17 protein-coding genes, 1 tRNA gene and 1 pseudogene are annotated in these 17,934 nt (G+C 72.8%); 11 read left to right on the top strand and 8 right to left on the bottom strand.

Translation table 11 applies throughout. From position 1 onward, the window contains the following. Nucleotides 1-105: 105 nt before the first annotated feature. The 6 genes from TOK_RS16160 to TOK_RS16185 all read left to right on the top strand — a co-directional run bounded on the left by TOK_RS16160 (nucleotide 106) and on the right by TOK_RS16185 (nucleotide 7,736). Nucleotides 106-3,063, top strand: coding sequence for a response regulator (locus tag TOK_RS16160; protein ID WP_172457581.1), 2,958 nt, complete (start codon nucleotides 106-108; stop codon nucleotides 3,061-3,063). Continuing rightward, nucleotides 3,060-3,785 carry a two-component system response regulator gene (locus TOK_RS16165; RefSeq protein ID WP_172457582.1) on the top strand — a complete coding sequence of 242 codons (726 nt, stop codon included), beginning with the start codon at nucleotides 3,060-3,062 and terminating at the stop codon, nucleotides 3,783-3,785. The genes TOK_RS16160 and TOK_RS16165 overlap by 4 nt, the downstream gene beginning before the upstream one ends. Further along, on the top strand, nucleotides 3,782-4,534 hold the full coding sequence (locus tag TOK_RS16170; RefSeq protein ID WP_098958644.1) for a MinD/ParA family protein: 753 nt from the start codon (nucleotides 3,782-3,784) through the stop codon (nucleotides 4,532-4,534). Before TOK_RS16165 ends, TOK_RS16170 begins: the two co-directional genes overlap by 4 nt. A 3-nt stretch (nucleotides 4,535-4,537) precedes the next feature. Continuing rightward, complete coding sequence (locus TOK_RS16175; protein ID WP_098958645.1) at nucleotides 4,538-6,391, top strand: cyclic nucleotide-binding and patatin-like phospholipase domain-containing protein; 1,854 nt, start codon at nucleotides 4,538-4,540, stop codon at nucleotides 6,389-6,391. A 308-nt stretch (nucleotides 6,392-6,699) separates the two neighbouring features. Then, complete coding sequence (locus TOK_RS16180; RefSeq protein WP_098958646.1) at nucleotides 6,700-7,338, top strand: FMN-binding negative transcriptional regulator; 639 nt, start codon at nucleotides 6,700-6,702, stop codon at nucleotides 7,336-7,338. A gap of 14 nt (nucleotides 7,339-7,352) precedes the next feature. Then, the gene (locus TOK_RS16185; RefSeq protein ID WP_098958647.1) at nucleotides 7,353-7,736 is read left to right on the top strand and encodes a hypothetical protein; all 384 of its coding nucleotides are present in this window, start codon (nucleotides 7,353-7,355) and stop codon (nucleotides 7,734-7,736) included. Between the two features lie 60 nt (nucleotides 7,737-7,796). Here TOK_RS16185 and katG read toward each other — a convergent pair whose 3' ends face one another. From katG to TOK_RS16210, 5 genes and pseudogenes are all read right to left on the bottom strand, one after another. After that, on the bottom strand, nucleotides 7,797-10,016 hold the full coding sequence (gene katG, locus TOK_RS16190) for a catalase/peroxidase HPI (RefSeq protein ID WP_098958648.1): 2,220 nt from the start codon (nucleotides 10,014-10,016) through the stop codon (nucleotides 7,797-7,799). A 28-nt stretch (nucleotides 10,017-10,044) separates the two neighbouring features. Further along, the gene (locus TOK_RS16195) at nucleotides 10,045-10,473 is read right to left on the bottom strand and encodes a Fur family transcriptional regulator (protein ID WP_098958743.1); all 429 of its coding nucleotides are present in this window, start codon (nucleotides 10,471-10,473) and stop codon (nucleotides 10,045-10,047) included. Between the two features lie 78 nt (nucleotides 10,474-10,551). Beyond that, nucleotides 10,552-11,769: a cation:proton antiporter gene (locus TOK_RS16200; RefSeq protein WP_098958744.1), complete on the bottom strand. Its 1,218-nt coding sequence runs from the start codon at nucleotides 11,767-11,769 to the stop codon at nucleotides 10,552-10,554. A gap of 59 nt (nucleotides 11,770-11,828) precedes the next feature. Continuing rightward, a pseudogene (locus tag TOK_RS16205) lies at nucleotides 11,829-12,266 on the bottom strand (alpha/beta fold hydrolase); the annotation flags it as partial. 167 nt (nucleotides 12,267-12,433) lie between these two features. Next, nucleotides 12,434-12,922, bottom strand: coding sequence for a hypothetical protein (locus TOK_RS16210; RefSeq protein WP_098958650.1), 489 nt, complete (start codon nucleotides 12,920-12,922; stop codon nucleotides 12,434-12,436). A 147-nt stretch (nucleotides 12,923-13,069) separates the two neighbouring features. Between TOK_RS16210 and TOK_RS16215 the strand changes: the two genes are divergently transcribed. Continuing rightward, complete coding sequence (locus TOK_RS16215; RefSeq protein ID WP_098958651.1) at nucleotides 13,070-13,783, top strand: hypothetical protein; 714 nt, start codon at nucleotides 13,070-13,072, stop codon at nucleotides 13,781-13,783. A gap of 420 nt (nucleotides 13,784-14,203) precedes the next feature. Next, a complete protein-coding gene (locus TOK_RS35385) occupies nucleotides 14,204-14,386 on the top strand; it encodes a DUF6886 family protein (protein WP_374754900.1) in 183 nt (60 codons plus the stop codon). 180 nt (nucleotides 14,387-14,566) lie between these two features. Here TOK_RS35385 and TOK_RS16220 read toward each other — a convergent pair. Further along, nucleotides 14,567-14,648 (bottom strand) — tRNA-Tyr (locus TOK_RS16220). Nucleotides 14,649-14,727: 79 nt separating this feature from the next. Here TOK_RS16220 and TOK_RS16225 point away from each other — a divergent pair. Continuing rightward, nucleotides 14,728-15,219 carry a YajQ family cyclic di-GMP-binding protein gene (locus TOK_RS16225; RefSeq protein WP_098958652.1) on the top strand — a complete coding sequence of 164 codons (492 nt, stop codon included), beginning with the start codon at nucleotides 14,728-14,730 and terminating at the stop codon, nucleotides 15,217-15,219. Between the two features lie 561 nt (nucleotides 15,220-15,780). Then, nucleotides 15,781-16,122 carry a hypothetical protein gene (locus TOK_RS32650; RefSeq protein ID WP_172457583.1) on the top strand — a complete coding sequence of 114 codons (342 nt, stop codon included), beginning with the start codon at nucleotides 15,781-15,783 and terminating at the stop codon, nucleotides 16,120-16,122. A gap of 2 nt (nucleotides 16,123-16,124) precedes the next feature. On the opposite strand, the gene TOK_RS16235 is transcribed toward TOK_RS32650, so the two are convergent. Together TOK_RS16235 and TOK_RS16240 are read right to left on the bottom strand one after the other, a co-directional pair. After that, nucleotides 16,125-16,364, bottom strand: coding sequence for a hypothetical protein (locus tag TOK_RS16235; RefSeq protein WP_098958653.1), 240 nt, complete (start codon nucleotides 16,362-16,364; stop codon nucleotides 16,125-16,127). A gap of 179 nt (nucleotides 16,365-16,543) precedes the next feature. After that, nucleotides 16,544-17,365 (bottom strand): AraC family transcriptional regulator, encoded by an 822-nt coding sequence (locus tag TOK_RS16240; protein WP_098958654.1) that lies wholly within the window; start codon nucleotides 17,363-17,365, stop codon nucleotides 16,544-16,546. 256 nt (nucleotides 17,366-17,621) lie between these two features. Here TOK_RS16240 and TOK_RS16245 point away from each other — a divergent pair, with 256 nt between their 5' ends. Continuing rightward, nucleotides 17,622-17,876, top strand: a complete 255-nt coding sequence (locus tag TOK_RS16245; protein WP_098958655.1) for a hypothetical protein — start codon at nucleotides 17,622-17,624, stop codon at nucleotides 17,874-17,876. Nucleotides 17,877-17,934 lie beyond the last annotated feature (58 nt).

The following is a 17,934-nucleotide window of genomic DNA, read 5'->3' on the forward strand; positions in this document are numbered from 1 at the left end:
CGACCTTCCCCCGGGCGCCGGAGGCCGTTCGACGACACCCGGATGACGTAGCGCCCACCGGCTGCTTTCATCATCGTCATGGCAGCGCGGCGACGGTCGGACGTGATGGCGTCCATCGGCGCCGCCGAGTTCGAGACGGCCGAGACCGCGGAGCTCGCCCGGCTCGTGCGCGCCGAGCGGATCATGGTGCGCATCCGCTGGGGTGGCGTGGCGTTCGCGCTGGTCCAGGTCCTGACCTACTACCTGCCGTACCCGCCCGGGCTGCTGGAGGCGGCGCTCGCGCTGACCGTCCTGCTCGGGGCGGGCAACATCGCGTTCTGGCGGGCGATCCCGTCGATGACGACGCTGCGCCGGGCCCGGCGGATCAGCGTGCTCGCGTTGCTGCTCAACGCGGTCGTGTTCGTGGGCCTGGTCGCGGTGTACACGTTCGACACCGAGACGGCGATCTGGGCGGTGCTCTACGTGCTGCCCATGGAGGCGGCGATCCGCTTCCAGCTGCGCGGCGCGATGTGGACGATCGGCGGGCTGGCCGTCGTCTACACGATCCGCGAGGCCGTCGGCACGATCGTCTACGGGCACCCGTTCCTGGTCGTGTCGATCACCTACCGGATGGGCATCGGCCTGATCATCGCGTCGGTGGCGGGCGCGATCGCGCAGAGCCTCACCCAGGACCGCCGCCAGCTCGCGGTGCTGGGGCGGGTCACGCGGACGGTGGCGTCTGCACCGACGCTGCGCACCGTGCTCGACCGTGCCGCCGACGACACCGCCGACCTGTTCCGGGTCCCGGCGGTCGCGGTGGCCCTGGTCGACGAGGCCGACGCCCTCCTGCGGGTCCAGGCCACGCACGGCAGCGGCTTCGCCCCGGGGACCGAGGTCGACCGCGGCGGCGACGGCGCGGTCGCACGGGCCCTCGACCAGCGCCGGGCGGTGTGGACGCCGTCGGGATCGCGCGACGGGCTGCTGCGCCGCACGGTCGGCCGGGCGCGGTTCAGCGGCGGGCTGGTCGCAGCACCGCTGCTGGCCCGCGACGACGTCATCGGCGTCGTGCTGCTCGACACCGGGGAACGCGACCGTCGCTTCTCGGCCGCCGAGCTGGCGCTGGCCGAGACCGTGGCGGGCCAGCTGGCCGGCGCGATCACCGCGGCCCGGCTGTTCGAGCAGGCGCAGGCCGCGCGGGCCGCGGCGGACGCCGCGAACGAGGCCAAGAGCGCGTTCCTGGCCAACATGAGCCACGAGATCCGCACCCCGATGAACGCCGTCATCGGAATGACCGAGCTGCTGTCGGCGACCGAGCAGTCGGAGGAGCAGCGCGACTACACGGGCGTGATCGCGCAGAGCGCCGACGGCCTGCTCACCGTCATCAACGACGTACTGGACTTCTCGAAGATCGAGGCCGGGAAGCTGGAGCTGGCCCGGGAGCCGTTCGACCCGCGCGAGTGCATCGAGGACACCCTCGGCCTGCTGGCGCCGCGCGCCGCGGCGAAGGGCCTGGAGCTGGTCGCGGCCGTCGACGGTGACGCGCCCGAGGCCGTCGTCGGCGACCCGGGCAGGCTGCGCCAGATCCTGGTCAACCTGGTGGGCAACGCAGTGAAGTTCACCGAGCGCGGCGAGGTCGTCGTGACGTTGTCGGGGCGGCTCGCCGACGGCCGCTGGGAGCTGCGCATCGACGTGACCGACACCGGCATCGGCATCTCCGCCGACCAGGCGGCGCTGCTGTTCCGCTCGTTCAGCCAGGTCGACGAGTCGGCGACGCGCCGCCACGGCGGCACCGGCCTCGGGCTGGCGATCAGCAGGCGGCTGGCGGAGCTGATGGGCGGCACCGTCGTCGTCGACAGCGAGCCGGGCCGGGGCTCGACGTTCACCGCGACGCTGGTCGGCGAGCCCGCGACCAGGCCCGGCACGGCCCCGGACGGGCCGGTGGAGTCGCTGCGCGGGCGGACCGCGCTCGTCGTCGACGACAACGCCACGAACCGGCGGATCCTGGTGGCGCACTGCAAGGCCTGGGGCATGCAGGCCCGCGCCGCCGCCACCGCGGAGGAGGCGCTGGCCTGGGTGCGCGACGGGGCGCGGTTCGACGTCGTCGTCACCGACCTGCTCATGCCGGGCCTCGACGGCGCGACGCTCGCCGCGCGCCTCGCGGAGATCCACCGGGTGCCGACGGTGTGCCTGTCGTCGCTGGGCGCCGACCGCGACCCGGCGGCACCGATCGACGCGTGGCTGACCAAGCCGGTCCGCCGGGCCCAGCTGGCGCAGACGCTGGTCCGTCTCCTCGACGCGGGCCCGGTGGACGCCGAACCCACGCGCGCTCCGGCGCCGATCGACAAGGCCACCGAGCTCCGGCTCCTGCTCGCCGACGACAACCCCGTCGGGCGCCGCGTCGGACTGCTGCTGCTCGAACGCCTCGGGCATCGCGCCGACACCGCCGCCACCGGGCTGGAAGTGCTTGCGGCACTGGAGCAGCGGGACTACGACGTCGTGCTCCTCGACGTACAGATGCCCGAGCTCGACGGTCTGGAGACGGCGCGGCGGATCACCGCGACGCGGCCGCCGGGGGCCCGTCCGTGGCTGGTGGCGCTGACCGCCAACGCGATGGCCGGCGCCCGCGAGGAGTGCCTGGCCGCGGGGATGGACGACTACCTCACCAAACCGGTACGGATCGCCGACCTGGCGGCGGCGCTGGACCGCCGTCCCGCCGCCCCGGCCGCCGTCACGGAGAACCAGCCGGATCTCGGTGAGCTCGTCGCCTCCTTCGGCGCGGAGACGGCCGCGGAGCTGGTCGGCGAGTTCGCCGCCAACGCCCCCGTCCTGGAGGCCGACCTGCGCGACGGCCTCGCCGCGGGCGACGCGCCGCGGGTCCGCCGGGCCGCGCACACGCTCAAGTCCAACGCCGCCCTGTTCGGTGCCGGCGCGCTCTCCGCGCGTTGCGCCACGCTGGAGGAGCACGCCGCCGCGGGTGGGCTCGACGCCGCGGAGGTCGACGACGTCGCCGGTGCGCTCGGCCCGCTGCTGCGCGAGCTGCGCGCGGCCGTCGCGGGCGAGGAGAAGGAAGTGGCGGGCACGTGACCGACCAGCGCACCGGGACCGTCCTGGTCGTCGACGACGATCCCACCAACCGGCTTCTGCTGCGCCGCGGCCTGGAACGCGAAGGGCTGCAGGTCGAGACGGCCGTCGACGGCGTCGAGGCCCTCGACCGGCTCGCCGCACCCGGTATCGACCTCGTGCTGCTCGACCTGCTGATGCCCCGCCTCGACGGCCACGAGGTGCTCGCCCGGATGCGGGCCGATGCCCGGCTGCGGCACGTGCCCGTCATCGTCGTCTCGGGTGCCGACGACACCGCGGAGGCGGTGCGCTGCATCGAGCTGGGCGCCGAGGACTTCCTGCCCAAGCCGTTCGACCCGGTGCTGCTGCGGGCCCGGATCGGGGCGAGCCTGTCGCGCAAGTGGTTGCGCGACGTCGAGCAGGACTACCTGCAGCAGGTGGGGCTGGTGCTGCGCGCCGCGGGCGAGGTGGAGGCGGGCACGTTCGAGCCCACGACGCTCGACGCCGTCGCCGGCCGCGACGACGCGCTGGGCGGCCTGGCCCGCACCTTCCAGACGATGGCCCGGGAGGTCCGGGCCCGCGAACGGCGTCTCGAGCAGCAGGTCGGCGCTCTGCGCATCGAGATCGACCAGGCGCGCACGGCGCGGCAGGTCGCCGAGATCACCGAGACGGACTACTTCGCCGACCTGCAGCGCAAGGCCGCGAGCCTGCGCGGCGGCGGCCACATCCGAACGGAGGGCCCGTGAGCCGAATCGTCTCGATCCACTCGTTCCGGGGCGGCACGGGCAAGTCCAACACCACGGCCAACGTCGCCGCGATCCTTGCGGCGCAAGGGCGCAGGGTGGGCGTCGTCGACACCGACATCCTCTCCCCCGGCATCCACGTGCTGTTCGGGCTCGACCAGGACGCCGTCGGCAACAGCCTCAACACCTACCTGTGGGGGCAGTGCACGATGCCGGAGGCGGCCTACGAGGTCACCCCGCCCGGCGTCGGCGGCGGGGGCCGCGTCTGGCTCGTCCCGTCCAGCGTTGCGCCGCAGGACATCGCCCGGGTCATGCACGACGGCTACGACGTCGGCCGCCTCGGCGACGGGTTCCGCGCGCTGGTCGACGCACTCGACCTCGACGTGCTGATCCTCGACACGCACCCTGGCCTCAACGAGGAGACGTTGCTGGCCATCGCGATGTCCGACGCGCTCGCGATCGTGCTGCGCCCCGATCACCAGGACTACGAGGGCACCCAGGTCACGGTCACCGTGGCGCGCAAGCTCGCGGTGCCGACGATGGTGCTCGTCGTCAACAAGACGCCCGCGGTGTTCGACGAGGACGAGGTCCGCGAGCGCGTCGAGAAGGCCTACGAGTGCCGGGTCGCGACGGTCGTGCCGCACTCCGACGAGCTGATGGCGCTGTCGAGCGCGGGACTGTTCGCGGTCGGGTTCCCCGACCATCCCGTGACCGACCGGTACCGGGCACTGGCCGCCGACCTGATGTCCTGACACATGACCGACGGATTCTTCGACCGTGACGCCATCGTCGCCGGCCGCGGTCGTGGGCGCAGACGACGCACGATGCTGTTCCTCGTCGAGAGCTTCAGCAATCCCGACGGCCCCGATGCCGGTGCGGCGCTGGACTTCTTGGCTTCGACGGAGATCTTCGGCGGGCTCGACCGCGAGACGCTGCGCGGGCTGCTGCCGCACCTGGAACCGGTGCACGTCGGCGCCGGGGAGTCGGTGGCCCCGGGCGACACGCTGCTGCTGGTGGGCCACGGCCGGGTCACGGTCGTCGGCGCCGACGGGTCGACGACCGAGCGCGGGCCCGGGCAGGTGGTCGACGCCGCGGCGTTGCTCGGCGGTCCGGGTGAGGGTGTGCAGGTCGAGGCCGTGCGCGACTCGATGCTGCTGACCCTGTCCGCCGACGCCTTCGAGGCGTTCGCGCACCGCCACCCCGCAGCGCTGCTCGGTCTGTGCCGTCAGCTGGTGCGGCTCTCGACCCGGCCGGCCGAGGCGGTCGCCGTTCCACAGGCGACTAACACGGTCGCGGTGCTGCCCGCCGGCCGCGCACCGGTCCCCGGCTTCTTCGTCCCCGCACTCGCCGAGGCGCTCGCCGCCCACGGGAGCGTCGCGGTCCTGTCCCGCGACACGGTCGGCCCCGAGGCCGCCGACGTCGACCCCGCCGACCCCCGCAACGGTGCCGTCGTCGCCCGCCTGCAGCAGGCCGAGCAGCGGAACCGGTTCGTCGTCTACGTCGCCGACCCGCACGACTCGGCATGGACGCGCCGCTGCGTGCGGCAGGCCGACCGGGTGCTGCTCGTCGCCCGCTCCGGCACCGACCCGCTGCCCGGCCCCGCCGACCCCCGCCGCAGCGCCGACCTCGTGCTGCTGCACCCCGCCGGGACGGAGAAGCCCGTCGGCACCCCACGCTGGCTCACCGGCCGCGACGTCGACCTGCATCATCACCTGCGCGAGGGCCGCGCCGCCGACCTCGCCCGGCTGGCCCGCCACATCGCCGGGACCGCCCGCGGGCTCGTCCTCGGCGGGGGCGGCATGCGCGGCTTCGCCCACCTCGGTGTCATGCGGGCGTTCGACGACGCGGGCGTCGACGTCGACGCCGTCGCCGGCACCAGCATCGGCGCGATCATGGCCGGGCTGCGGGCGGGCGGGCTCGACCACGCCGGGCGCCTGGAGACGTCGGTGAACGCGATGGTCCGGCAGGGCTCGATGGTCCCGGCGACGCTGCCGCTGGTGTCCTACTCGTCGGCGCGCAAGGTGACGCGGCTGCTGCACGACGTGCCGGTGTTCCGGTGGGACATCGAGGACCTGTGGCTGCCGTTCTTCTGCATCTCGGCGTCCCTCGGGCACGCCCGGGAGGTCGTCCACGACCGCGGGCCGGCCTGGCGCGCGATCCGGGCCAGCATCTCGCTGCCCGGCGTCTACCCACCTGTGCCGCACGACGGCGACCTGCTCGTCGACGGCGGTGTGCTGAACAACGTCCCCGTCGACGTCATGACGGCCCGCCTGCGCGGGGGCCGGGTCGTCGCCGTCGACCTGGCGCCGGAAGAGGCGTCGGGCCCGCCCGCGGTCTTCGGGGAGACCTTGTCGGGCTGGCGGGTCCTCGGCGCGCGGGTGCGCAGGCGGGCGCCGCTGCACGCGCCTGCCCTGCCCGACGTGCTCGTCCGCGGTCTCATGCTGGCGAGCTCGCGGGGTGACAGGGCCCGGCTGGCCGACAGCGCGGGGACGATCGTGCTGCGCCCTCCGCTGGGCACCGGGGGGCTGCTCGACTTCAAGAACGGTCCCGCCCTCATCGACCCGGCGTACCGCTACACCCGCGACGTCCTGCCGACGCTGAACCTCTGACCGCCGGGCCTCCGACGACCGTCGGGCCGGACGGCCGGCCCGGCCCGGCCTGCCGGATCACCACGGCGCGCCGAGTTCGACACCAGGCTGCCGATCTCCATGATCGAATCAGCCTCACGTCGAACTCGGCGCCGGGGTCGGTCGACCCCATCCCGCCGAGGTCCCGATCGACGCCTGGGTCACCGACCTGGCATTCGAGCTGGCCGACTGACGCCGTCCGGACAAGGAGAGGACGCCGGCACTCCCCGGCGGGCGTCCACTGGGCCCGCCCCATGTGTGGTGGCGCCGCCACGACGAATACTGAGCCCGTGTACGTGCCGACGCATTTCGCCCCTGCCGACGCCGACGTCGCAGCCCTGCTCGCCCGGCCCGGCGCCGCCGACCTCGTCACCGCCGGTCCCGCAGGGCTGGAGGCGACGCTGCTGCCGTGGGTGCACGACCCCGGCCGCGGCGCCCTGCTCGGCCACGTCGCCCGCAACAACGACCACTGGACGCGCGCAGACGGGCAGGCGGGGCTGGTGATCGTCCGCGGGCCCGACTCGTACGTCAGCCCGGGCTGGTACGCGTCGAAGGCCGAGCACGGGCGCGTCGTCCCGACGTGGAACTACGTGACGGCGCACGTCCACGGCACGGTCACGGTGCACGACGACCCCGCCTGGGTCGACGACGTGGTGCGTCGCCTGACCGCGGTACACGAGTCGGGCCGCGACGCACCCTGGTCGGTCGACGACGCCCCGGAGAGGTTCGTCGCCGGGCAGCTGCGGGCGATCGTCGGGATCGAGCTGACGATCGGGCGGGTCGACGCGAAGCTCAAGCTCAGCCAGAACCGGCCGGCCGCCGACGTCGACGGCGTGATCGCCGGGCTGCGCGCCGACGGCGACGAGGCCGGCGCACGCGCCGTCGAGGAGCACCGCCGGCAACCCCCTCGCCGGACGGACGGGGCCTGACACACCGTCGTGCCATGGCGGTCGTGGAGTCGGTGAACGTCGGGGTGGCCCGGGCCATCGGCGCGCGGTCAGGTCTGACGGGCATCGACAAGAGGCCCGTCGACGGGGCCGTGCGGGTCGAGGAGCCCGGTCCCGCGCAGAGTGGGCTGGCCGGCGACGACATCTGCGACGCCCACTTCCACCGCCCCGGCACCTACCTGCGGGTGCTGGAACCGGGACCGGTGCGGGCGGGCGACACCGTCGACGTCGTGCACCGCCCCGCCCACGGCGTCACCGTGCAGACGGTGTTCCGCGCGTTCACCGCCGAGCGGGAGCTGCTGGCCGGCCTGCTCGCCGTCGACGGCGAGCAGGCCGACGTCCGCAACCATGCCGAGCGCCGGGCCGGTGTGCACACCTGACACGGCCGACGGCCCCCGCCCGCGGATGCGGACGGAGGCCGTCGGGAAGAGCGGTGCGGGTCAGCGCACGTCGTAGCGGTCGGCGTCCATGACCTTGGCGAACGCCGCGACGAAGTCCTGCACGAACTTGTCCTTCGCGTCGTCGCTCGCGTAGACCTCGGCGACGGCGCGCAGCTCGGAGTTCGAGCCGAACACCAGGTCGGCGCGGGTACCGGTCCACTTGACCGCGCCCGAGGCGTCCTTGCCCTCGAACGAGTCGTCGTCACCGGCGACCGAGGACCACGTCGTGTCCATGTCGAGCAGGTTCACGAAGAAGTCGTTGGTCAGGGTGCCGACGCGATCGGTGAGCACACCGGCCGTCGAGCCGCCGGTGTTGGCACCCAGCACCCGCAGGCCACCGACCAGGACGGTCAGCTCCGGCGCGCTGAGGCCGAGCAGGTTCGCCCGGTCGACCAGCAGGTACTCGGCACCCAGGCGGTGGCCCTTGCCGCGGTAGTTGCGGAAGCCGTCGGAGGTGGGCTCCAGGTACGAGAACGACTCGACGTCGGTCTGCTCCTGGGTCGCGTCCGTGCGGCCCGGGGTGAACGGGACGGTGACGTCGTGGCCCGCGTCCTTGGCCGCCTTCTCGACCGCCGCGACGCCACCCAGGACGACGAGGTCGGCGAACGAGACGTCCTTGCCGAACGTGGACTGCACGCCCTCGAGGGCCCGGATGACCTGGGCGAGCGAGTCGGGGTCGTTGGCCTCCCAGCCGACCTGCGGCTGCAGCCGGATGCGGCCGCCGTTGGCGCCACCGCGCTTGTCGGAGATGCGGAACGACGAGGCGGACGCCCACGCTGCCGCGACCAGCTGCGACACCGAGACACCCGAGTCGAGGATCTTCGCCTTGAGGTCGGCGACGTCGGCGTCGGACAGGGTGTAGCCGTTGGCAGCGGGGATCGGGTCCTGCCAGAGCAGCTCCTCCTGCGGCACCAGCGGGCCGAGGTAGCGCTGGATCGGGCCCATGTCGCGGTGCGTCAGCTTGTACCAGGCACGCGCGAAGACGTCGTAGAACTCCTCGGGGTTCTCCAGGAAGCGACGCGAGATGGGCCCGTAGATCGGGTCGACGCGCAGCGCCAGGTCCGTCGTGAGCATCGTGATCGGCCGGTTGAGCTCGCCGGTCTCGGGGTCGGGGATCTGGTTGTCGCCCGAGCCATCCTTGGCCACCCACTGCCACGCACCGGCCGGGCTCTTGGTGACCTCGTACTCGAAGCCGAACAGGTTCTCGAAGAACTTGTTGCTCCACTCGGTGGGCGTCTGGGTCCAGGTGACCTCGAGCCCGGAGGTGATGGTGTCGCGGCCCTTGCCGCTGCCGAAGCCCTGCTTCCAGCCCAGGCCCTGCTCCTCGATGGAGGCGCCCTCGGGCTCGGGGCCGACGTTGTTGTTCTCGTCGGGGTTGGCGGCACCGTGGGCCTTGCCCAGGGTGTGGCCACCGGCGATGAGGGCGACGGTCTCCTCGTCGTTCATCGCCATGCGCGCGAAGGTCTCGCGGATGTCGCGGGCCGAGGCCAGCGGGTCCGGGTTCGCGTTGGGGCCCTCGGGGTTGACGTAGATCAGGCCCATCTGGACGGCGCCGAGCGGGCGCTCCAGCTCCCGGTCGCCGGTGTAGCGCTCGTCGCCGAGCCACTCCCGCTCCGGGCCCCAGTACACGTCCTGGTCGGGCTCCCAGACGTCGGCGCGACCGCCGGCGAAGCCGAACGTCGTGAAGCCGGAGACCTCGAGCGCGCGGTTGCCCGCGAACACCATCAGGTCGGCCCACGAGATCTTGTTGCCGTACTTCTTCTTGACCGGCCACAGCAGACGGCGGGCCTTGTCGAGGTTGCCGTTGTCCGGCCAGCTGTTGAGCGGCGCGAAGCGCTGCATGCCCGCGCCCGCGCCACCGCGGCCGTCCTCGACCCGGTAGGTGCCGGCACTGTGCCAGGCCATGCGGATGAACAGGCCGGCGTAGCTGCCGAAGTCGGCGGGCCACCAGTCCTGCGACGTCGTGATCACGGCGTCGACGTCGGCGGCCAGAGCGTCGAGGTCGAGGCTGTTGAAGGCCTCGCGGTAGTCGAACGCACCACCGAACGGGTCGGCGACGGCCGGGTGCTTGCGCAGGATGCCCAGGTTGAGCTGGTTGGGCCACCAGTCACGGTTGCTCCCGCCCTCGGTGGGGTGCGAGATCTGCCCGTGCGCGACCGGACAGCCCCCGGCCTCCTCCTCGTTCATCTCTCCAACAACGGCGTCGGGCTTGTCAGACACGGGAATCCTTCCGGGATCGTGGGGTCGCTCAGGCGGCAGCGGTGGAGCAGGCCGGGCAGAGGCCCCAGTAGACGACCTCGGCCTCGTCGATGACGAAGCCGTGGCTGTCGGATGCGGTCAGGCAGGGGGCTTCGCCCACTGCGCAGTCGACGTCGGCGATGACGCCGCAGGACCGGCACACGACGTGGTGGTGGTTGTCCCCGACTCGCGACTCGTACCGGGCCAGGGAGCCGGGCGGCTGGATGCACCGCACCAGTCCCGCGGTCGTCAACGCGCGCAACACGTCGTAGACCGCCTGGTGCGAGACCTCACCGAGCTCCGTACGAACGGCACCGATGATCGAGGCGGTGTCGGCGTGCGGCTTGTCGTGCACCGCGGACAGGACGGCCACGCGCGGGCGGGTCACCCGCAGCGAGGCCCCCCGCAACATGAGTTCGAAGTCCACGGTCGTCGACACACCCGCAGTGTGGCCCACTTTCTGGAATGAATCAAGAATCGATCGGGGACGGTCCGACGACGCGCCGTGGGAGAGCGGTCAGACGGCAGGATGTCGCGGCGGCGCGTCCCCTGCGACCACGTCGTCAGACACCCCCGCCTGCGGCCGGTGCAGCATCAAGGCCAGCGTCGGGAACACCAGCACTGTCAGCACCCCGGCCCCGACCAGCGCGGCCGCGTTCTCCGGCAACATCGTCCCGTTGCGCAGCCCGATCTCGGTCAGCGCCACGACCAGCGGCAACGCCGTGGCCGACACCAGCATCGTCTGTATCCGCTCCCGCACCGGCAGCACACCGACGTACACCACCAGCGCCGGCAGCCCCCGCACCGCGAGGATCAGCCCGAAGAACAGCAGCAGCCGCAGCGGTGCCGTCCCGATGGCGTGCAGGTCGATCGTCATCCCCGAGTAGACGAAGAAGATCGGGATCAGGAAACCGTGCCCGGCGACGTCGAGCTTCTCCTCCAACGCCGGCGCACTGGTGCCGGCCCAGCGGCGCAGCACCATGCCCGCGACGAACGCGCCCAGCACCGCGTCGAGATGGAACCGCTCGGTCACCGCCAGCAGCAGGACCAGCAGCAGGACCGTGAACCGCAACGTGATCTGGCTCGTCTCGTGCTGACGCTCCAGGAACACGTCGGCCAGCCGCCCGCGCCCCGCCTTCAGCATCCGCGACGCGCGGCTCAGCAGCACGGCCAGCACCACCACGGCACCGAGCGACAGCAGCGCGACGAACCGGCTCGTGATCCCCAGGAACACCGCGATCGCCAGGATCGGCAGCAGCTCACCGACCGCACCCGCCGCGAGCAGGTGGCCGCCGAGCCGGCCGCGCAGCATCCCGTTCTCCCGCAGGATCGGCACCAGCGTGCCCAGCGCCGTCGTCGTCATCGCGAGCGCGACCGCCACGAACGCCTGCACCACGCCCGTCACCGTCAGGATCGCCGTGACACCGATGGCGAGCACCAGCGACACCAACCACGCGACCAGCGCCCGCCTGCCCGTCTCCTGCCGGTGCAGCCGCTGGTCGATCTCGTAGCCCGCCAACAGGAACACGAAGCCCAGCCCGAGGTCGGCCAGCGGCTGCACCGAGACCGGTGATGCCAGCCCCAGCACCTGCGGGCCGACGACGATCCCGCCCGCCAGCAGCAGCACCACCTGCGGAATCCGCAGCCACGGCAGCAACCCCAGCAGCAACGGCGCGAGGGCCGCCACCGCCGCGATGGCGAGCAGGCTGTCAAGCGCGCTACCGACGTCGTCCACCTGCACGTTCTCCTTCACCACGGGTCGCGCGGATGGGGTCGCGGGACGCGCCCGATCCGTTACCTGCGGTGAGGTCTACCGGACGTCAGCCGATCGGGCGCATCCCGCGCAACGCCCCTCGACCCGGCGCACAGGGTCTTCCACCGCACGTCGAGATCGTCGACGACCTGCGCGGTCCCGTCGTCGAGCAGCTCCAACCACAGCGGCATCCCGCCCCCGAGCAGGTCGAGGACAGACTGGCCGCGCTCCGGCCAGTCCGCGGCCACGTAGACGGTGTGTCCGACCCGTGGACGGTCCGCGCGCTCGGTGATCGCCATCCCGCCGGACGAGCGCCCGACGAGCACGACCGGGCCGTCGAGCGATGCGATCGTCTCCCCGGCGGTCCGCAGGTCGGACGCCGTGTCGGTCACCGTCTCCGCGTCCGGCCCGCACGACGGCAGCTGCTCGACGACCGCCACGCGATGGCCGACCTCCCGCAGCGACGAGGCCGTCTCGGCCCAGTACTCGCCGCCGACGAACCCAACCGCGGACGAGCACGTGGTCGGTCATCGCCCCGCTGTGACCACCTCGCACATCGTGCAATCCGCCTGCCGGCCCCGATCCCGGACATCCACCTGCGGCACACACCTCACCGACAGCCCACCTGCGGTCGCGTACCGGAGCCTCACATCGTGAGCACCGGGTCGGAGCCGTACGGGTCGACGATCCGGCCGACACTGTTCGCCGGGTCCGGCATCGACGTACTGGGGAGCCTCCACGTGTCGAGCTCCATCCGCACCGTCACCGCACCCATGGGGTACCCCGAGGCGTCCCTGATCGCGTAGGTCGCGACGATCGCGTTGTCGTACCCGAACAGCCACTGGACCTCGAAGGCCTGGCTCTCCCCCGGCGCCATCGAGCTGCCGAGCTGCGGCCTGCCCTCGTCCTTGCCGCTGATGTCCACCAAGGTCATCGTCCAGCCCGGGCGCAGCTTGTTGTGCAGGGTGAACCTGTTGCTGAACTGCGCGTCCACCGTGCCGGGCGCGGCCGACACGGTCGCCGGCCCGGACCCCGCTCCCGGAGTGGCCGCCTGGGCGGCGGTGACGCCGAAACCGGTCAGCACACCGGCGACGACGACGACCGTCGCGCCCCGGGCGATCGCTCGTGTCCGCATCGTCTGCTCCCTCTCGCAGCGCCCGGACCCGACGTCCGGCGTAGCTCCACTGTCGAGGCACCGCGGCCGACCAGCCGTCGGCTCGTCGACGGAACGGACGGACGATCCCGGTGTCCCCCGATCGGCCCCGCCGTAGGGGTCGGGAACGTGGCGAACGCGAAGATCGTCCCGATTCTCGCGAGCCGGCCCCTCGACGACGTCGTCCGCTTCCGGGAGGCGCTCGGCTTCGAGGTCACCTACCGCCAGGCCCGCCCCAACATCTACGCCGAGCTCCGGCGACGCCCCGTCGACCTGCACTTCTTCGGTCTCGACGCCCACGACCCGGCCACCTCGCCGGGCAGCGTGATCGTCCAGATCCCCGGCGCTGTTCGACGCCGTCGCCGGCGGCCTGCGCGCCCACGACGGGAAGCTCCCGACGACCGGCATCCTGCGCATCACCCGGCCCCGCCGCAAGCAGGGAAGGGCCGGCGGGTTCACGATCGTCGACCCCGGCGGGACTGGGTGCGGGTCGCCTCCGGCCGCGATGACGACGAGGTCGCCCCGCCGGCGGGGGACTGGCGCGCGTACTGGAGAACGCCGCCCGCCAGGTCGACGCCCACGGCGACGAGGCCCGGGCGATCGCCATGCTCGGCACCGGACTGGCGCGCCACCCCGACGTCCCCCTGGCCCGACCGGCTGCCCGTCCTCCTCCACCTCACCGAACTGCTCACCCGCACCGCCGACCTGATCGCCGAGCCCGACGTGAGTGCTGCTGGACGCGCCGTCCACAGCACTCATGTCGGTGTCGATGCCCGCGGCCCCTCGCGGCGGGGCACGGTCGCCCGCTCCGGTCCGCTGCCGATGCGACACGCGCCGCGGTGACGCGGATGCCGGTCGGCGCCGTGCCGCTCCAGGGCCGGGCGCTCACGAGCGGTGACTTCCGCGCGACATGGGCGGTGGAGCTCGCCGTGCACCACCTGGACGTCGGCCTCGGCACGCCCACCGCGGAGTCGATACGACTGGTCCGCAGCATGATCGAAGCGCCTGCCGCGCAACGGCTCCCGTCAGGCTGGAGCGACTGGACCTGCATACTGGTCGGGCGCGGGCCGACCACGACACCGCGCAGACGCGGAACCGCGGGCTGCCGGTCCTCGGTTGACCCGCCCCCCGGATGGACGACGGACCATCTCTCGTCCGGGACGATGACCGAGAAGAACTGTGGCGCAGCCGTTGCGTCGACCTGTTCGCCTACCGGCTCCCCGCTGACGCCGTCGAGCCGTTCGGTGAGCCTGAGCCGCTTGCATTCGTCACCATGAAGGCCGTTCGCCCGCTGGGCCGCCGGAGAAGGTCGGCGACCTCCTGGCTCTCCACGAGGCCGACGGCATCCAGCTCCGCGTACTGCCCCGCCTGGGCGCGTTCTGGGCAGCGGTCGTCGCATGCACGTTGGAGTTCGGCGCGATCCGACTCGGAAACGCGCAGGAGTAGCGACGCGGCCGAGCTCGTAGCTCGTGAGATGACGCCCTCCGACCATCAGGCCGAGGTAGCTGGTCCGTAAACGGTCCGTGAGTATCCATGATCACCGGTCACGAGCCGGACACGACCGGACCACGCAAGAACGGCCCCTGAACCGCGTTTCCGCAGTTCAGGGGCCGTTCTCACAGGGTGTGGCAGGTGAAGGATTCGAACCTTCGTAGGCTAAGCCGACGGATTTACAGTCCGCTCCCTTTGGCCACTCGGGCAACCTGCCGGGGTGCGCTGGGCGCGGGGAGAAGGATACGACAGCCGATCTCGGGCCCATGCAGGGGCCCGGCTCTAGGAGGACACGCATGGCCGACCCGTCGTTCGACGTGGTGAGCAAGGTCGACCGGCAGGAGGTCGACAACGCCCTCAACCAGGCCGCGAAGGAACTGTCGCAGCGGTTCGACTTCCGCGGCACCGGAACCGGGATCTCCTGGTCCGGCGAGGAGGCGATCACGATCGAGTCGGAGACCGAGGAGCGGGCCAAGGCCGCGGTGGAGGTCTTCAAGGAGAAGCTGATCAAGCGCAACATCTCGTTGAAGGCGTTCGAGGTGGACGAGCCCGCCGTGTCGGGCAAGGTCTACAAGGTCAGCGGCAAGATCCTGCAGGGGATCGAGTCGGACAAGGCCAAGGAGATCAGCAAGGCCATCCGGGACGAGAAGTTCAAGGGTGTCCAGGCGCAGATCCAGGGCGACCAGCTGCGCGTCTCGGGTAAGAAGAAGGACGACCTGCAGGCCGTCATCGCGCTGCTGAAGGGCAAGGACTTCGGCATCGCGCTTCAGTTCACGAACTACCGCTGAGGTCGACGCGGCCGGCCGGCGATCGTGCCGGCCGGCCGTTCGCAACGCGCCGCCGTGATCACCGGGGCGCGCGGCACAGGCCGCCGCCGTGTGGATCGGGGTGGCGCACCACCTCGTCTGGGCCGTCGTGGTCTCCGCGACGGCGGACCATCGTGTGGTCGACCGGCAGTGATCGAGCTCGTCGAGCCCGGCGTGCCGGCCGCACCCGTGCACCACGACGGCGCCGATCTCGACGACGCCGCGCTCGCGGACATGACCACCCGGGGGCGGACGTCGGCGACCCGGGCGACGGCCGGCGCCCTCGACGAGCTGGCCGCGGACCTGCCGGAGCCTGTGGTGTCGCTGTCGCTGCGCGGATGGCGCCCGGCTCCCCCACCGATCTCGCCACGCTGCGCCGGGCGCCCTACGAAGCCCGGGCCCGGGGAAACCCCGGGGGTGGGGCTGGCACCACCCCGGGAGTCGGGAGTTCCGCCCCGCGCGATCGGGGGGTTTCACCAGCGATTTCGTTCGTCGTCGGCGGGAGCCTTGTCCTCGGAAGGCGTACGGCCCGAGGAGGACGACATGACCCGCACGACGACCCGCTGGATCGCGGTTCGCGCAGCGTTCCTCGTGGTGGCGACGTGCATCACGATGTACGTCGCGAACGAGGCGGTGGCGTTCGGGCACATGGTCACCCACATCCGGAACCCGCACGCGCACTCCGCCGAGCACGTCCCCGGACACCAGCCGTCGACGCAGGTCGCGGTGTCGCGGCCCGACGAGCAGGACTGCCCGGCGTCGCTCGGGACCCTGCGCACCGGCGGCGACGTCCGGCACCCGGGTGGCGCCGACACGTGTGCGGCACCGCGGACGACCGAACCGGCGCAGCATGTGCCGGTGGTCGCGGCGGGCGTCGTCCCGTGACGTCAGGGCGGGGTGTTCGGCCGGAACAGTGAGCCGGGCTCGCCGTCGGAGGTCGCGGTCGCCTCGTCGGCGGTGGGCGTCGTCGGACCGGACGCGGCGGCCGGCTCCGCCGGGCCGGATGCAGCGCGCGGCCCCGTCGCGCCGGCCTCGGCGGAGGAGCGCCGCCGACGGTCCAGGACGAGCAGCACCACCCCGGCGACGACACACACGACGGCGACGACCAGCCAGCCGGTGAGGGTCACCAGGCGTCCCGGCCGGGCGCCGCCACCCGCGAGGGGTGGCGGCGCATTGACCGTGGGAGCGGACGGCACATGCTCGCAGCGTCGGGTGGGGTGAGGGGGGCCGTCAACCCGTAGCCACAGGTCATGGGCCGTCCGGCCGCATCCGCTGCCCCGAGCGGCCCTGCCGCCCGGAACGGGTTCTAGGTGGAGACCGCTGCTTCCTGCCGGCGGCACGCCCTCGCGTACGCGACCGGTGTCATGCCGATGGCCGCGGTGAAGTCACGGATGAAGTGCGACTGGTCGAAGTAGCCGAGCTCCGCGGCGACCTCGGCCCACGGCTTGTCGTGCTCCTCGGCGAGGCGGGCGGCGGCCTCGTGCAGCCGATAGCGGCGCAGCACCCATTTCGGGCTGACCCCGACGTAGCGGGAGAACAGCCGCTGCAGCCGGCGCGGCGGGATGCCGAAGCGGGACACCACGTCGTCGACGCGGGTGATCGTGCGGTCGTGGAGCAGGTCGGCGACGATGCGCCCGACGAGCTCGACCTGGGGGTCGGGCTCGGGCAGCCGGGCCCGCAGGAAGTCCTCGACCTGCGTGATCAGCTCCTCGGCCGGCCCGGTCATCGACGCGGCGAGCGCCACGGCGGGCGGACCCCAGAGCTGCTCGGCGAGCATCCCGGAGTCGGTGAGGCCGGCGACCGACGACGCGAGGAAGGGCTGGAAGGCGCCCGGCCGGAACTTGGTGCCGAACACCCAGCCGACACCGCGGTAGACGTAGGTGAACCGGCCCGTCCCGATCCCGGCGACGCTGAGCGTCCCGCCGTCGAGCACCACGTTGATGCACGGGTGCCCCAGCAGGGTGACCGACGCGGTGCGGTCCCCGGGCAGCTCCCAGGAGACGAGCCAGTGCCGCTCGACGAGGTGGGCGAGGTCGGCCGCGGGTGCGAACCGGTCGAGCGTGAAGTCGACATCGCGCACGCCGACCACGCCGTACTCGCTGGTGGTGGCGACGTCCCGGAGGTCCACGTCGCCAGCATGGCCTACCCCGCCGACACTTTCCCGACGGGCCGCAGACGTGCGGACGGGATGTGGCCACGCGTCCCGGCAGGGTCGGTCGCATGACGCAGACCACCACGCTCTCGGCCGTGCCCGGCTACCGCGACGCCCACCGCGCGATCGCCTGGCTGCGGGAGGCCCTCGCGATCGGGACGACCTCGATCGTCCCGGACGACGACGGCGGCATCGCGCACTCCGAGCACCGGGTCGGGATGTCGTCGTCATCGTGTTCACCGACCGTGAGGGATACGAGCGCCCGCAGCGCAGGGGCGACACCTGCGGCATCAGCCTGTACCTGGCCCTCGCCGACGACGCCGCGGTGGACGCGGCCCACGCGCGGGCGGTCGCGGCGGGCGGTGACGAGGTCTGGGCGGCGCTGACGTCGGAACGGGGCAACCATCGCAGCCGCGTCGTCGACCCCGGCGGTGTGGAGCGGACCTTCGGGACCCACCGGCCCGGCGAACCGGCCGACTCGGGCTGAGCTGGGGCATGCTCGGGGCCGCCGGTGTCCCGGCATCCCCGACGACGTGAGGTGATCG

Source organism: Pseudonocardia sp. N23 (genome assembly GCF_002583555.1).
Taxonomy (GTDB): domain Bacteria; phylum Actinomycetota; class Actinomycetes; order Mycobacteriales; family Pseudonocardiaceae; genus Pseudonocardia.

Excerpts from the sequence above, each read along its gene's own strand:
- TOK_RS32650 (WP_172457583.1), top strand. The coding sequence starts at position 15,781 with ATGACCCGCACGACGACCCGCTGGATCGCGGTTCGCGCAGCGTTCCTC.
- TOK_RS16185 (WP_098958647.1), top strand. The coding sequence starts at position 7,353 with ATGGCGGTCGTGGAGTCGGTGAACGTCGGGGTGGCCCGGGCCATCGGC.
- TOK_RS16210 (WP_098958650.1), bottom strand. The coding sequence starts at position 12,922 with ATGCGGACACGAGCGATCGCCCGGGGCGCGACGGTCGTCGTCGTCGCC.
- TOK_RS16160 (WP_172457581.1), top strand. The coding sequence starts at position 106 with ATGGCGTCCATCGGCGCCGCCGAGTTCGAGACGGCCGAGACCGCGGAG.
- TOK_RS16225 (WP_098958652.1), top strand. The coding sequence starts at position 14,728 with ATGGCCGACCCGTCGTTCGACGTGGTGAGCAAGGTCGACCGGCAGGAG.
- TOK_RS16175 (WP_098958645.1), top strand. The coding sequence starts at position 4,538 with ATGACCGACGGATTCTTCGACCGTGACGCCATCGTCGCCGGCCGCGGT.